Genomic DNA, 15,055 nt, shown 5'->3' with positions numbered 1-15,055 from the left:
CTCCGGCAGCCGAATACTCGCTTCGCTCGTTTCGCGCGTCCCCGCGCGAATTGCCCGCCTCCGGCGGTGGGTTATGGAATTGGCCTCCGGCCATTCCATAACCCTGCGTGCCTCCGGCACGGAAAGACGGGCGGAGAGGGTTTGTGCCTCCGGCACAAATTCGGGTGCTGATTTTGATTGTGGGGGTGGAGAGTTCGGGTTTGAGTTGGGGATTGGGTTGAGGGTCCGTCATGCGCCCTTTCCCGGGGTGGGCTTCGGGGGGAATCTCCGATTCCCTTCAAACCGAGGGGACTTGAATTGTATTCCGTGGGAAAAGTAAATCACGGAATACGAGGGAAGGGCAATAGGGCCCCTCCGGGGCCCGATCGCCCGTTCGGGTGGGGGGTTGGGCTGCCTCCGGCAGAACAGCCGGACGTCCCCCGGGGTGTGGGGTGGAGGAGAGAGACAGACGGAGAGGGCAGGGCAGGGAGCTGGAGGACGGGAAAGGCCGGGAGAGGAGCCCTCCGGGCCCCTGCTCCCCCTCCCCCACCCCTGCCCGTCCACCGGGCCCGTCAGCACGGCACGGCGCGGCGGCGCCAGCCGACGCGCAACCAACACCAGGCCGCCCCCAATCCCCGAACTGGGCTTCGAGCTAAGGGAGTTGGCAGCAACTGGGTTGTCCGTTGAACTGATCTCTGCCGTCTGGTGGTTGAGGGCGGTTCTTTAGTTAAGAGGCCGCAGAAGAAAAGTGCCTCTGACCTGCTGTTTTGTGTTCAGCAATGTCGGTGGCCGCCGACATTGCTGTTCGTTGCGTGTCGGCGTCTGTCGGCATCGAGGGGAGAAAGTTGCGGATGCGCGCAACTTCCCGCGAGAACTTGCGGGCATCCGCAACTCTTGCCAGGGCGCGACCTGTTGCCGTGCCCCGCTCCAAGATTCTTTGCCGGTTGGGCTGCCCCTCGGGACCGGGGAGTGAGCAAGGTTCACCCGAACAACAAAGGAAGCAAGGATGTTTGAGCGCTTGATCACGGCCCCTCGGCCTTCTTGGACTGATCCCGCTGGAGGCCCCGGCGTCGGTGAGGTGAGCCGAGTCAGAACCTGGATGGCACACCTGCCGCCAGGAGACCTCACCTTGGCACCGGCAGTGCAGCCGAAACAGGTCGTGACTTCGGGGGACCGCCTGATGCTGATGCCTGCAGACCACGTGCCTCATGAGGACGAGCATGGGGAACAGCCGGCCCACGACATGATCCGGCTGATCGAGGTGTGCGACTTTCTCACGTATCCGTCCAACCCTGCCTCGCGCGACGCTGAGATGTACACCAGGGACGCTGCAAGCTGTCTGGTGCTCCCCCATGGGCCTCGCTGGCAGGAAGCCCTCGAGACTGCCCTCCTGGGCCCGTGGAGCGCCCCTCTGTGGGATACAGGGCAGTTGCCGAGTACTGCCCTGAGCGCTTTGAAGGCCGAAGCCCGGACCCTGCACCGGCAACTGGTCCCGATCTGGCGTCGCAGAACTCAGCATGGCCGAGTGCTTTCGCTCGATGCGGACCTGGGAGGCGTGTCACTGCACGACCTTGTCGCGGCCGACCTCGACGTACTCGCTCATGCGGCGAACGGGGTCTTCGAGGACGACCGGCTCAACGCCGTCCTCCGAGCCCTGAGCCGGACAGAACGGCAGGTCGTCTTCGCCTACGCCGCAGACGGCGGCATGACCTGGGCGGAGGCCGCGGCGGTAGCCGGCGCCACGTCCCCGGAAGCGTTCGGCGAGCGAGTCCGACGTAAGACCAAACGACTCGCTGCTGAGCAGCGCCGTCGCGCCGCCCAGCGTCGGTCCTGAGCGCGTCGCCCTCCCCCGCCATCCGGGGCCAGGCGTCTTGGTATCCGGCCCGGCCACCGCCGATAGCCAGTGTCGGCGGCGGCCGACACAAAGTTGCGGCGATCAGCAACTCTCCGGCGTGGAACATGCGGCTGGCCGCAAGTTTTGCCGTACAGTGCCGATCACCTGTACGCGAAAGGATCATCACCATGGGAGAAGCGGCACGGCCGCTGCGCGGGCGCCGCGCAGGGCCGCCACACCAACAGCCCGGCGCCGTCAGGGCCGTTGGAGCCGACGACGGCACCGACCTCGCCCGTCTAATCGCCGAGCAGTTCGGCAAAGGCCCGGTCCACGAGGTCAAGACCGTCGTCTACCGCCGGCCCCCGCACGACATGCTCGGCGCCGACGGGTACTCCCTCGTCAGCAACTACTTCCTGCGCCGTGTCCTGCCCTACTGCCTGATGCACAACATCATCAGCAAGCTCCAGGCCGCCGTCCTGTCGAACATGATCGGACGCCAGAAGAAGGGCAAGATCGAGGCCACCCACGCCGAGCTCGCCGAGGAGATCGGCGTCAAGCGCACCAGCATCGGCCACGCCCTGGACGCGCTGTGCGAGAAGAACCTCGTCCGCAAGGTGAAGAGGTCCTCCTACCAGCTCAACCCCCGCGTCGCGTATAACGGGAACGGCCAGGAACAGCGCGACTTCCTGGCCGAGCTGAGGGCGCTCGCACTGGAATCCAAGTTCCCCGACGAACTCGCACCCGAGCTCAGCCTGTTCCCCAGGTCTGAGGTCGGCTGACCGAAGGGATCCCTCGCCATGTCATTGATCAACACCACCGGGCTGTTCGGCATGCTCTACCAGCTGCAGCTCACCCCCACGGCGATTGACGTCCTCTCGGTGATGGTCAAGCACCAGGACGCCGGCGGCAACGTCGGCATGAAGCAGTCCGAGATCGACGAGATCCTCGGCGTCGGCCAGGCCTCCATGAGCCGCGCCATGGCCCTCCTCGTCGAACGCGGCATCGTCCTGCGCTCCGGCGGCGGCCGTGGCCACCGCTACGCCCTCAACCCCGCAGTCGCCGGCTACGAGTCCCAGACCGAGCTGGAGAAGTCCATGACCGCCCAGCTCGCCATCGGCGGCCCTCCCCCGATCAAGGTCCCCGGCTACGCCAAACGCCCGCCCAAGCCCGGCAAGGGCGGACTCCACGCAGTCGCCTGAACCAGGTCTGAACGCAGCGAGGCCCCGGCGGGATTGCCGGGGCCTTCTGCACCTGTACGCAAAAGCGTCCACCACCAGTATGCCCGCCATCCTGGGCGCCAGCCACAGGAGCTCGGGCGCGGCAACGGGAGGGCGCGCAGGTCCGGCCGAGGAGAATAGCCAGAGTGACGTACAGGCCAAGAGTTGTCTGCGATTTTTCCTCAGTTGCCGCCCCGGGCGCCTGCGCGGGTACCGCTGTTCCCTCGTACAGCAGATGCCTTGCCCATCTGGATAGCAACCGGCGCGCTGAATACCTGGACAGTTTGTCTCCCGGCGCGGACATCGACTGCAGAGGCGTGGATTTCAGCGACCCGCTCTTGCGTGAACTCCTTAATGCGCTTTCTGACTCAATGGGCCATGCCGTCCTGGGCGACGCAGTGTTCGAGGAGGCGCACTTTCAGGGAGCTGCACCTTTCGCCGAAGCATCATTCGCGGGAAAGGCATGGTTCGGCAAGGCGAAATTCAGTGGCGCGGCAGAGTTCAGATTTGTGAAATTCGACGGACCTGCCCGATTCCGCGGAGCCCATTTCGCCGGAAAAGCCCACTTCGATCAGGTGAGCTTCGAGCGCGGAGTGCGCTTCGAGAACGCCCAGTTCGACGCAGAAGCCTCTTTCACGGATGCTCGCTTCGTCGGAGATGCGTGGTTCGACAAGGTGGACTTCGGTGCTGCTGTCTGGTTCGAGAGAGCGGAATTTAGCCAGCAAGTTCGCTTTCCAGACACCCAGTTCCATGAGCCTGCCCTGTTCGACGAGGCGAAGATCGACGGCGAGGCTCGTTTCGATCACGGGCTTTTTCACCGAAAGGCCAGTTTTGATCAGGTTCTCTTCGGTGGCGCAGCCAGCTTCGAGGGAGCCCGGTTCGACGGCATGGCCCGGCTCGACCAAACCCGATTCGCCGACCACGCCTCCTTCGCCGGCGCTCGGTTCAACGATGCCTCCCAGATCGGGGCCCTCGTGTGTGCGCGCACGCTCGATCTGTCCGGAGCGATCTTCACGCTCCCTGTGACACTGCAGATCGCGGCCGGCGAGCTGAAGTGCGCGCGCACACAGTGGGAATCCACGGCGACGCTCCAGGTGCGATACGCACGCGTAAATCTCGCGGGTGCGGTGCTGTCTGCCCCTCTCGACGTGACTGCTCACCCCGTGCCCTTCATGACGCACAGCGGACGCGCAGTGGACGAAAGCCTGCTGAGCGGCCGGGATGAGGCCGTCCAAGTGGTCTCGGTACGCGGCCTGGACGCCGCCCACCTGGTACTCACCGACACGGATCTCAGTAACTGCCAGTTCAGGGGCGCCTTCCACCTCGACCAGATCCGGATCGAAGGCCGGATCACCTTCGCGAAGGTACCCAAAGGCATACGCCGACGCTTCCGTATCTGTCCGGTGCGCTGGTCACAGAGACGCACCGTGGCCGAGGAACACTATTGGCGCGCCCAGAACGCGGACCAGGCCCCCAACCCTGACGGCACCGCAAAACGCTTGTGGCGCACCGGGCCCGACCACGACGATCCCGCACGCACACCGGATCCTGACGACGTGACGGCGGTGTACCGCCAGCTGCGCAAAGCATTCGAGGACAGCAAGAACGAACCCGGAGCCGCGGACTTCTACTACGGCGAGATGGAGATGCGGCGACACGACCGCGACAACACATCCCGCTCCGAACGCGGCCTGCTGCACGTCTACTGGCTCCTGTCCGGCTATGGCCTGCGCGCCTCCCGTGCTGCGGGGTGGCTGACCGCCGCAATGATCACCACCGTTCTGCTGCTCATGGGACTCGGACTTCCCCAGAACTCCCCCAGGCAAGAAGCGAGCGGGAACGTGCCGGCCGGTGGCGGCCATGTCACCTTCACCATCGACAAGGACGACCCGCAAAACCCCACGCACGACCGGTTCACCGACAAGCGGTTCGAGAAGGCGCTCAACGTCACCCTCAACTCCGTGATCTTCCGCTCCAGCGGCCAGGACCTCACCACCACCGGTACCTACATCGAGATGGGCTCCCGCCTCCTGGAGCCGGTCCTTCTCGCACTCGCTGTCCTCGCCGTCCGAGGACGAATCAAACGCTGACGATCATGTCTCGCGGCGACCGTGTTTCTGGCACGCCCATCGCCGCATCGTCCGCCAGTCACTTGCGGGAGTAGGCAGAGGGCGTCACCCGATTGCCTGCGACGATGCCGACGACCACCGCCCGGTCGGTGGTCGTTCCCTTGGGCCGGTGGAGGGTGGTCCACGCAGCCTCGTCGACGCGCATGTTGCCTTGAGTGTCGCTCTTCGGCGTGAGATCGAGGACGAGGAGCTGCCCGAAAGGGGCGTTGGTGTTGCTGTACTCGGCGGCTTGGGCGAGGTAGCGGCCTTCGAGGTACATGCGGTCGTTGTCGGAGCCGTCCTGTTTGATCTCAGTCAGGTAGCGAAGGGCACCGAAATGCGCCATGACGTCTGCGCGGCCCATGCCAACATCGACAGGCTCGACGAGGACGACGTTGTGCAGAGGACCTGCATGGAGCCACTGGTGGAAGTCGCGTTGCAGGTCGGCCTCGACCGCTTTCCGCGCGCCCTTCCCCTCAGGTTTGCGCCGGTAGTCGAAGGGCGGCGGTTCGTCCTTCTTGGTTGCGCCGAGGAGGTTGCTGCGTGTGAGATCGGAGCGGCTCTTGAGGAAAAGGAGCGTCTGTTCGACCAGCGCTGAAAACGTTCTGCGCACCTCCCCCGTGAACGTGGGGTGAGCGGACAGTTCGGTCATGAGCTCATCCAGCTTGGGCACAATGAGGGGATCAGTGGCCTTGAGGCGGGAGACGTCGCTGTCGTAAGCGAGGCCTTCGAGGAGGAGCAGCTGCTGGTCGTCCAGTGCGATACCGATGCTGATGGCCCGATCTCCCAACAGAAGCAGCAGAGTCGGCGCCAGTCGCTGCAAGCGGGTCATCGCCGCTCCGCCAGGGTCGTCGTCATCGCTCCCACCACCGCCCGGCGAAGGGGCCGCGTCCTCAGGTTCGCGCTGGGCGGCGGCTTCGACAGCCTGAAGCAGGGCGCTGGCGGTGGCAGCGTCGAATCCTCGTACGGCGTGCTGATCTGATTCTTGAGCGGCTCGGCGCAGTTGTGCCAGGAAGGCCTGCTGTCGCAGGAAGCGGTCTTCGATCGCCGGCTGGACCAGATGGACCATGCCCTGGCTGGTGTCGCCGGCCAAGGGGCAGACGGTGCGGGCAGCGCTGTAGGCGCTGAGTACGGTGTCCAGTGCTTGCCAGGCGTCCATCCAGGCGTCCTCCTGGAGAGCCGTTGCGGCGGCACGCAGCTGCAGGATGAGGCGTTGCCAGGCGATCTCTGCCGAGCGGCGTGGCTGCAGCCAGGAGGCCTGGTATGTGCGGTGGAGCCAGGCTTCGCGCTGGTCCAGGGCGTCGGCGATCTCATCGGCTGCACGCGTGATGGTCTCTGCGTCGTGCCGGCTGAAGGCCAGGATGGCGTCACAGACGGCGGCGTAGGTGCGGGCGTCGTCACGGGCCTCTTCAGCCTGCGCAGCGGTCTCGAACTGCTTGCGGGCCAGCACGAGGTGACTGGTGATGGCACCCAAGTCCTGGGAGGTCAGGGCACGGCGCAGCAGGTCGCAGCCGAGTTCGAACATGGCGTCCACGTCGGCGGCTTCGTCGTGGGTGAGCTGCTGCAGCAGATTGCGCACTGTGTCGGCGATCGTGTCCTCATCTGACCATCGGTCGAGGGTCAGGCCGAGTAGGCGCGGGAGACGTTCGAGGAAGTCTTCGGGTCCGTCGCTCGGCACGTCTTCGAGGGCTTGCCACACCTTGAAGGGGGTGACCGCATCGGCGACGGCCAGGCGGACGGCGCCCTCAAGACGGGCTGCGGCCAGAAGCGGGGCGCGTTCGATCTGTTCGAGCAGGTCGTTCAGCAGGGCAGTAGTCAGGGGCTTGCCCAGTGCCTTGGCGGCCGTGGGGCTGTGCAGCAGGGCGTCCATGGATGCAGAGAGGTGCAGGACACTGGGCTGCGAGGCCAGCCCTTTGGGGAATGCGGTGGCTGCGGGCTGCCACTGGGCGTCGCTTCGGTCGTATGCGTCGGCGACAGCCTCGGCGAGGTAGGGGGCGAAGGGGCCGGCGGCGACATCGCCGGCCTCGCTGGCGACCGTGTCGGGGCTGAGTCCGATGGCAAGGAAAGTTATGGCCTGGCCGTCTGCGGCCAGTTCGGTGAGCCGGTCGGCGAGTTGCGGCATGGCAGCCGTCCCTTCTTGCCTGGTATCGGGCGTGGCATCACCACAAGGAGGCACCGGCCTCGGCCTGCCGGATGGTGTCCGCAGGGAGCGTGGCGACGGCGAGTTCGAAGTCTGCAGTGGTGATGACCACCTGCAGGTCGCTCTCGGCGGCAACGGTGGCCAGCTCCGTGAAGAGCTTACGGGCGTCGGCGGATTGCATCTCCTCGGACTTGGGGCTGTCAATCAACAGCAGTCCGGGATGCGTGGATACGCCGTAGCGGCGGCCGACGCGCAGCAGGGCGATGACGACCGCGATGCGTAGCCGCAGACGCGCGCCAGCCGTCTGGTCCTTGAACCACTCCTGCTTGCTGCCCAAGGGGTAGATCCTCAAGCGGGCGCCGCGGTCGATCGACACCGACTGCAGCGAGGGGACACCAAATGAGGTCGCCAGATCGGCGATTTCCTTGTTGACTTCGCGGAACAGCGCATCGGCAGCAGCCTTGCTGTCCTGCTCGAGCAGATCGGCGGCAGCTGCCAGAATGTTGATGGTCTTCGCCTCAGCCGCATCCGTGGCCGGCGTCTCCGGCTCACGGAATACGCTGAGCGCGCCTTCCAGCCGCAGCACGTTCTCCTGCGCGGCAAGACGCGCAGGCAAGTCGGCAGCGGACTGAGCGCGCCGAAGCTGTCCCTGAGCGGCCTCCAGTTGCTGGGTCAAGCGGTCGACGTCAGCCTCGGCTCGTTCCAGATTCTCTTTGGCCGCTGCCTCGACGGTGGCGCTCGTCTCCAGCCGATTCTGCGCCTCTGCGGTGATTTCCTGCGGCTCTTCATCGTCGCCGCTGACCTCCCGCGCACACACTGCGCAGGTGCCGGCGTGCTGTTCCTGGTTTCGGCGCGCGTCGTCGATGTCCTTGTCGCAGCGCGGGCAGTTGGCCGGGTTCAGCCCGTGGAAGAGCCGGCGTGCGGTGGCGCTCTCGGTGACGTCGTTGAGGAGCTTGGCAGCCTGCTGACGCTCGGTGCGGGCCCGGCGGAAAACCCGGGAGGCCTCGTCCCACTCGTCTTGTGCGTCGGCCAAGGCACGGGCCAGTTGTACGGCGTTTTTGGCGAGGTCGACCAGCGACGCATCCTCACCGTCACCTGGCAGCAGGCGCGCCAGTTGCTCGTGGGCACGCGCGAGGTCCGCTTCGAGGCGTTCGCGCTCCGAGGCCCGTTCCGCCGCTTCGGCGGCCGCCGCCGTACGGCGTGCCTTGTCCTCGGCGGCCCGCACGTCGTGAACGGTCTTCACGCGGGTGAGCGCAGCCGCAGCGGGTAGGTCGAGGAACACCTGCAGCAGACGTCCCGGCAGGCCGTTGGAGGTGACCTCTCCCAGCAAGGCCTTGTCCCCGCCGGCCGGAAGGTAGACGGCTCCGAAGTAGGCGGGCCAGCCATGGGTCTGGGTGCTGGTCTCCTTGAAGCTGTTGACCAGCGGCTGCAGGTCCATCCGGCGCAGCATCAGTCCGGCGATCTGCTCTGCGTAGCTGTCGGTGCTGGACGCCCGCAGCAGCGCCGTGATGCCTCGGCCCGGGTCGGGGGCGCGCACACCGGCCAGCGAGGCGATGTCGCTGCCCGTCAAGACCACGGCTGAGGTGATCTCGCCGTCGGTGAGATCGATCCGAAATCCCATGGGTTCGCCCGCGACGGTCGCGTCGAGATCCACGTGGTGCAGCCATCCGCGGACACGGTTTTGCATCTCGTTTCGCGGCGTGCCGCGAAGGCACCACGTCAGCAGTTCCAGCACGGACGTCTTACCCCGGAAGTTGGAGGCGACGAGAGCTGTCAAACCGGGACCGAACGACAGGGGGGTATCGAATGGGCCCGGTTGGACGTCGCCCGTGCGCTCCCCTGCCACCCGCAGCCGGTGCACGTGCAGCGACCGCGGCCGCGCCGGAGAGATGACCAACGGCAGCCCGTACTCGGTGAACACGTCGCGGATGTGGTCGACCTCCACGCCCGCCTTTTGCGCGATGCGCGCCTCGAGCAGAACCTCTGACTGCACCGTGCTCATGCTGCCCCCGATCCCTGTTCTTGCAGTTCCTGCCGGAAGGCCGCCAGTCGTCGACGCGCCTGCTCACTGATTGCTCCGATCCGGCTCCCCCGCGGCGTCTCGGCATACTCACGCGTCAGGTACTGCTGCTTCTTCAGCTCAGTGCCGCTCTTCTCCCCTGCGAGCCGCATGACCTGCTCAACCCGCTGCACGTAATAGTCGAATGCTGGCTCCTGGCGGATGATCTCGCGGGCAACATGACGGCCGTGTTCCAGCAGGAAGTAATCGTGCTGCCGCACCCGGTTGACGGTTCCTCGCCGCTTGCGGATCAGCAGCCCGGCGCTACGCAGTACGGACAGCGCATCGTCCAGCCACTCGTAGGCGCCGAAGTGATGCCGCAGCATCGGATAGCGCCGCACCTCCGGCTCCTCGGAATCCAAGATGCGGCCGGCGATGTCCAGCAGTGCCTCTTCGTGGTCGCCCTCATACGCGGTCAGCAATTCGTTGGCCAGGTAGTCCGGGTTGCGTAGCCAGAAGTCAAGCTTCTGTAGCTTGACCTGCGTCCGCATGACACCCACGGCTTGCTCCAGAGCTGGCATGGCCTTTTCCGCTGCCGTCAGCGGCTCGCACGCCCCGTCGATCAGCAGCAGCAGACGCACCGCGTCTTGCTCCCGGCTGGTCACCGAATCCCCCGGCCCCCGGGCCGCCCCCTCGTGATCCATTACGACAGCGTAACCATGCGCACACGAGCCTGACCATGGTGTGACTGCGGCGAACGTGACCCAGGCAGGTGATCCGAGACTCTGGTGCACCGCCGCCGGGGCACGGACCCTCTGCGTACGGACGCGATTGGCAGCGGTCGGGCGAGCGGTTGCCGGTCAGGACGCACCACTTCCTCGCTTGCCGCGGCCTATGACAAAGCAGGTGGCCCTGCCCCTGCGCACCCTCCAGGGTCGAGCCGCAAGCACTGGGAGCGTCGGCACCACGGTGAGCCGCGAGAATGAGGCTATGGCGGACTACTCCTGGGTCATGGTGGGCGAACACAGGTTCCTGCCTGCGGGCTACGGCTACTTCCCCGAAGTCGCGGCGCTGTTCGCCGAATCGGAGCGTCAGCCCTGCCTGGACGGTACCGACGGCGAGTCAGCCATTCGCTGCGGCTACCTCGCGAGCGCCCACGTCCTCCTCGAACGACTCCATGCTCTGGGCATTTCACCCGATCGCGTACGCGCGGACCTCGATACAGCGCTCGGCGCGCTCGCCGAGCAGCCTCCGTCCGACCGGCTCCCCCACCCCATCCCAAGCCGCGCCGCCTTCCTGGACGAGCTTCGCGCCCTACTCGCCTCCGACGGCGCCTCCTGGGACGACAAGGAGCTCTTCGACCGCTATCTCGACCTGAGCACCATCATCGATGGACTCCGTGGACACATGGAGATCCGCAACCTCGTGAGGGTGCTGCTGGAGTGCAGCCCCGCGCAGGCGCCGGTTGGTCTGGACTTGTACGAACTTGACCGCGAGGGCATCAGCGCGGACCCGCACCAGCCGCTCGCCGGCCAAGCCCGCAGCGAGCAACTGGCCGAGGTCGCCCAGAACGCCTCCCTGCTCGTCCTGACCGAAGGGAGCAGTGATGCGGACCTGCTTGAGCTGGGAATGCGCGTCACCCACCCGCATCTCATTGGCTTCGTCAACTTCATGAACTTCCGTCTTGCCCCGGCCGAACGAAACGTCGCTGCCCTGGTGAAAACGGTGAACGCCTTCATCGTCGCTGGCGTCGCCAACCGCTTCGTCGCCATCGCCGATAACGACACAGCCGGTCACGACGGGCTCGCCAAACTAACGGCTCGTCAGCATCCCCCGTCCTGCCGCGTGCTGCACTACCCCCCACTGGGACTTCTAGCCGCCTACCCTGCCGTAGACCCTGACACCGGCCTGCTCACGATGACCGACGTGAACGGGGCGGCAGGGGCGCTGGAGATGTACTTCGGCCGGGACGTCCTGACCCGCGACGACGGCACACTGATGCCCGTCCACTGGGGCGGCCTGGTCCCCCAACTCGGGCGCCGCCAGGGTGCACTGTCTCCCGCTGACAAGAAGGCCGCACAGAAGCAGTTCCGCCGAAAAGCAGCGGCAGCACAGGCCGGCAACAGCGCCGGCGACGAAGACTGGGACGGGATCCGCGCGATCATCGACGCCATCGTCCACGCGTTCGACTGACGTCCGACCGATCGTGACGCTCACCGGAAGCAGTCCTGGTTTTCGTCTCGGCTGACCGGGACGAACGGCTCGGAGGTCTCGCAGTCGCTGCGAGGCCACCACGCTTTCACCGAGGTCGCCGCCGACACGCCACTTCACGACCGGGCAGGGGGCGCTGACGAAGCACGGAGCCGCTGCCTCACGTGGTCGGCGGCGTCACATTCGCCGCGAGCCAGTCCTACGGCTCGCGGTGGCGGAACTCGTAGGAGCTGCCCGAGCGCCGCCGCGGTCCGGTACCGGGGGCTCAGTGGAGGACCTCGTTGCGACGTGGGGGACTTGGCCCCGATTGCGGTTGGCGAAGGGGAGCGCCCCGTGAAGCGCGGTGAACTCCGCGATCAGCTCCGCCTCGGCCTGGCCGGCGGGCGGCTCGGCCACGGTGCGCCAGGCGACCAGGAGCGTGTCGGAGTCGGCAAGCTGCCAGATGTACTCGCCGCCGCTGTGGCCGGCGTTGCGCCCCTGGCCCTGGCGGCGGTAGGCGTTCAGCCGCTTACTCAGCCCTTGGCGGCCGGCGGCCTTGCCGACGTACACCACCGTGGCGCCGGGCACCCAGGCGCCGTTCAGGATGGCGGTCGTCGTGGAGGGCTCGTGGCCCTTGCGGTGGCCGGCGGGACTGCGTGCGAGGAAGACCGGGGGTGAGGCGGCGGGGCGCAGCACGACGTAGATGCCCTCCCCGGCGGGGACGTTGCTGTGCGGGAGATCGGCGAACGGCATGAAGCCGACGAAGCCGCGCTCCGTCAGCGTCGCGCGTGTCAGAGGCACGGGGCGGCCCGTTGAGGCCGCGCCGGGGCCATTCTCGGCAGTTTCGGGCCCGGTCGTCATCGTGTGTCTACCTCCAGGGTGGAGCGGCCGTCCCGCAGCTCGCGGAGGTCGGGGGATGTGGTTGTGGAGCGTGCCAGGGCTGACCCGGCCTCGGGCATCGGCTTGTGCGTGCCCTCAACTTGACCGCTCAGCTCGGGATAGTGTTCTTGAGCTGGGCGTGCGGCAAGTCTATGGAGGCCCCGTGTTCATCGACGTCGTCCAGGTCTCTAAAGAGCCGCCCGCTCCTGGGTCAGCCGGGCTCGTGCTCGTGCCCGTGAACACCCACGATCAGGGCTACCGCACCACCTACCGGCTCTACATCCGTGCAGAGGACCACGGGCGGGCCCTGCTTCTCGGCACGGTCAAGGTCGGCAGCACTGAGCAGCAGCCCGGCGGGCGCGCCCTGCGCGCCGGACGGTACTCCTCGCTGAACGCGAACGGCCGCAGTCTGTGGTTCTCCCTCGGTCAGGACGACGAGTACTACGTCAACATCGCCGCGCTGGGCAACGAGATCCGGATCTCTATCCTGACCGCTCTGGGTGACATCGCTTACGACCCCGGCACCTTCGCCGTGGCGATGGAGCATGCGGTAACCCACGTGTCCCTGCTCCGCACCGTCACTTCGGTCACCGTAGAGCAGCAGTTCAGACGCATCGCCAGAGGAGGCGCCCGTCTCGGGAGGGGCTACGACTACCAGTACGTCGGCCCCCGAAGCGCGGACGGACACAGCAGAACGACCCTCGACTTCGTCGTCGACCCGCTTTCCATACCCCCCAGCAACATCCACGTCCTGATCGGGCGCAACGGCGTGGGCAAGACGACCCTCCTCAGGGAGATCGCGCGGGCCGCTGTCCGGGTCGACCAGGCCGACGACGGCAGCGGTTTCTGGCCCAGGGGCGCCGCGCCGTCAATGCCGATGCTGGCCAACGTAGTGTCCATCAGCTTCAGCGCCTTCGACCCGTTCGCGAACCTCGTAGACCAACGACCGGACGGGCTCGTCTCCTTCGAGTATGTGGGCCTGCACATCCGAGCTGGCGCTCACGACGAACGCAAATCACACACGGACCTGGCCGCCGAGTTCTCCGGCAGCCTCGCCGCCATCCACTCCTCCGGCAGGACACAGCGCTGGGCCCGCGCCGTCAGCGGCCTCATGACGGACCCCGCCTTCGCGGCAAGCAGCGTTCCGGGCCTCGTTGACGACATGGCCGGCACCGGCCCCGACACCTTCACCCACGAGGGCCCGCAAAGGGTGTTCGCCGAGCTGAGCTCCGGCCACGCCTGCGTGATACTCATCCTCACCCGGCTTGTCGAGCTCGTGGCCGAACAGACCCTGGTGCTCCTCGACGAGCCCGAGAGCCACCTGCACCCGCCGCTGCTCTCCGCCTTCATCAGAACCCTCTCCCAGCTCCTGGCCGCCCGCAACGGCGTCGCCATCATCGCCACCCACTCTCCTGTCGTCCTCCAGGAAGTCCCACGGTCATCCGTGTGGAAGCTCATCCGGCACGGCCGCCTCCGGGCCGAGCGCCCCAGCATCGAAACGTTCGGCGAGAACGTGGGGGTCCTCACCCACGAGGTCTTCGGCCTGGAGGTTCGGCAATCCGGCTTCCTGGCGACCCTCCAGGCGGCTGTCGACCAGCTGGACACCTACGAGCAGGTGCTGCAGCATTTCGGCGGCCAGCTCGGCAGCGAGGCCAAAGGGATCGTCCGGATCCTGCTGGCGGACAAGTCCGCGGGTGAGGACAGCTGATGTGGCCCCTGCGCCCACCCCGTTACGACGCCCGCACCTCCTACGAGACCTGCATCTCCCGCACCAGGGAGATGGGCGAGCAGAAACGGCGCACCCGCCTGGCCGCAGCCGCGGACGCCGTCGAAGCATCCGGCGACCAACTCCGGGCCGCAGCCGTCGAGCAGACGCTGCACGCCCTCGAACCCGAGGACTTCCAGATCCCCGGGATCCGCACAGGCGAGAAAGCCGTCACCTGGATCTACCAGAACGGCATGGTCAGCGGTCCCGGCCGCGCCATCTACGACGAGCTGATGAGCGCCCCAGAGAACGAGCGATGCCCGCTGTGCGGGCACGGGACGGTCAGCCAACTCGACCACTTCATGCCAAAGAACAGCTACCCCGCCCTGTGCGTGGACCCCCTCAACCTCATACCGGCATGCTCCGACTGCAATTGGGCCAAGGGCGACACAAGAGCCGGCACCCCTGACGAACTACCCCTCCACCCGTACATCGACGACATCGACGGCGAACCGTGGCTCGACGCCAGGGTGATCCACGAGGACGGATTGGTACGGCTGGAGTTCTTCGTCGCTCCTCCCTCGGCCTGGGACCACACCCTGGCCGCTCGTTGCCGCAGCCACTTCCGGCTTTTCGGTCTTCGGAAGGCTTACGCCCTTAAGGCCAACGGCCATATCAGCGAGATTCGCGGCTACCTGAGATCACTGCTGGCCACAGGCGGAGCCGACGCTGTGCGGCGCCACCTACTGGACGTAGCCTCCAGCTCCCTCACCCAGCGCCCCAACAGCTGGATGGGCGTGACCTACCGGAGTCTGGCCCGCGACATGGACTTTTGCCAGGGAGCGTTCGGCGGTTTTTAGCTGTCGGCGGGCGCGTCCGGGGTGCCGGAGGCGACGAGGGTGTTAATGCGGCGCGGCCGGCCGGCCCGCCGTGGCGCCGCCGCAAGGAGGCACACAGCCGTCAGGAGCTCGCAGGATTCGGGGTGCGGTCGTCACGGCGGTGCG

The 15,055-nt window shown here is 66.8% G+C and carries 11 protein-coding genes; 7 read left to right on the top strand and 4 right to left on the bottom strand.

Going from position 1 to position 15,055, the window contains the following annotated elements; all coding sequences use genetic code 11:
• Window positions 1-1,504: 1,504 nt before the first annotated feature.
• The 4 genes from OG819_RS56095 (at window position 1,505) to OG819_RS56080 (ending at window position 5,120) form a co-directional block, all read left to right on the top strand.
• Window positions 1,505-1,813 (top strand): hypothetical protein, encoded by a 309-nt coding sequence (locus tag OG819_RS56095; protein WP_266657924.1) that lies wholly within the window; start codon window positions 1,505-1,507, stop codon window positions 1,811-1,813.
• A gap of 188 nt (window positions 1,814-2,001) precedes the next feature.
• Entirely contained in the window at window positions 2,002-2,592 is a 591-nt protein-coding gene (locus OG819_RS56090) for a replication/maintenance protein RepL (RefSeq protein ID WP_266657922.1), read from the top strand.
• 18 nt (window positions 2,593-2,610) lie between these two features.
• Complete coding sequence (locus tag OG819_RS56085) at window positions 2,611-3,012, top strand: helix-turn-helix domain-containing protein (protein WP_266657920.1); 402 nt, start codon at window positions 2,611-2,613, stop codon at window positions 3,010-3,012.
• 335 nt (window positions 3,013-3,347) lie between these two features.
• Entirely contained in the window at window positions 3,348-5,120 is a 1,773-nt protein-coding gene (locus tag OG819_RS56080; RefSeq protein ID WP_266657918.1) for a pentapeptide repeat-containing protein, read from the top strand.
• Window positions 5,121-5,178: 58 nt separating this feature from the next.
• On the opposite strand, the gene OG819_RS56075 is transcribed toward OG819_RS56080, so the two are convergent.
• The 3 genes from OG819_RS56075 to OG819_RS56065 are packed head-to-tail and all read right to left on the bottom strand — an operon-like array spanning window position 5,179 to window position 9,981.
• Window positions 5,179-7,260 (bottom strand): hypothetical protein, encoded by a 2,082-nt coding sequence (locus OG819_RS56075; RefSeq protein ID WP_266657916.1) that lies wholly within the window; start codon window positions 7,258-7,260, stop codon window positions 5,179-5,181.
• 37 nt (window positions 7,261-7,297) lie between these two features.
• Complete coding sequence (locus OG819_RS56070) at window positions 7,298-9,280, bottom strand: hypothetical protein (RefSeq protein WP_266657914.1); 1,983 nt, start codon at window positions 9,278-9,280, stop codon at window positions 7,298-7,300.
• Window positions 9,277-9,981, bottom strand: coding sequence for a hypothetical protein (locus OG819_RS56065; RefSeq protein WP_266657912.1), 705 nt, complete (start codon window positions 9,979-9,981; stop codon window positions 9,277-9,279). Before OG819_RS56065 ends, OG819_RS56070 begins: the two co-directional genes overlap by 4 nt.
• A gap of 286 nt (window positions 9,982-10,267) precedes the next feature.
• On the opposite strand from OG819_RS56065, the gene OG819_RS56060 reads away from it, so the two are divergent.
• Window positions 10,268-11,470, top strand: a complete 1,203-nt coding sequence (locus OG819_RS56060; protein ID WP_266657910.1) for a hypothetical protein — start codon at window positions 10,268-10,270, stop codon at window positions 11,468-11,470.
• 195 nt (window positions 11,471-11,665) lie between these two features.
• Here the strand turns inward: OG819_RS56060 and OG819_RS56055 are convergent, their stop codons facing one another.
• Window positions 11,666-12,268, bottom strand: a complete 603-nt coding sequence (locus OG819_RS56055; RefSeq protein WP_266657908.1) for a hypothetical protein — start codon at window positions 12,266-12,268, stop codon at window positions 11,666-11,668.
• Between the two features lie 241 nt (window positions 12,269-12,509).
• Here OG819_RS56055 and OG819_RS56050 point away from each other — a divergent pair, with 241 nt between their 5' ends.
• Window positions 12,510-14,054, top strand: coding sequence for an AAA family ATPase (locus OG819_RS56050; protein ID WP_266657906.1), 1,545 nt, complete (start codon window positions 12,510-12,512; stop codon window positions 14,052-14,054).
• Entirely contained in the window at window positions 14,054-14,911 is an 858-nt protein-coding gene (locus OG819_RS56045) for a hypothetical protein (RefSeq protein WP_266657904.1), read from the top strand. Before OG819_RS56050 ends, OG819_RS56045 begins: the two co-directional genes overlap by 1 nt.
• The last annotated feature ends 144 nt before the right edge of the window (window positions 14,912-15,055 follow it).

The organism is Streptomyces sp. NBC_01549 (assembly GCF_026339955.1).
Taxonomy (GTDB): domain Bacteria; phylum Actinomycetota; class Actinomycetes; order Streptomycetales; family Streptomycetaceae; genus Streptomyces.
This window is presented reverse-complemented; position numbering and strand designations above follow the sequence as displayed.

Coding starts and splice junctions, on each gene's coding strand:
- OG819_RS56090 (WP_266657922.1), top strand. CDS start 2,002: ATGGGAGAAGCGGCACGGCCGCTGCGCGGGCGCCGCGCAGGGCCGCCA.
- OG819_RS56045 (WP_266657904.1), top strand. CDS start 14,054: ATGTGGCCCCTGCGCCCACCCCGTTACGACGCCCGCACCTCCTACGAG.
- OG819_RS56065 (WP_266657912.1), bottom strand. CDS start 9,981: ATGGATCACGAGGGGGCGGCCCGGGGGCCGGGGGATTCGGTGACCAGC.
- OG819_RS56060 (WP_266657910.1), top strand. CDS start 10,268: ATGGCGGACTACTCCTGGGTCATGGTGGGCGAACACAGGTTCCTGCCT.
- OG819_RS56085 (WP_266657920.1), top strand. CDS start 2,611: ATGTCATTGATCAACACCACCGGGCTGTTCGGCATGCTCTACCAGCTG.
- OG819_RS56075 (WP_266657916.1), bottom strand. CDS start 7,260: ATGCCGCAACTCGCCGACCGGCTCACCGAACTGGCCGCAGACGGCCAG.
- OG819_RS56070 (WP_266657914.1), bottom strand. CDS start 9,280: ATGAGCACGGTGCAGTCAGAGGTTCTGCTCGAGGCGCGCATCGCGCAA.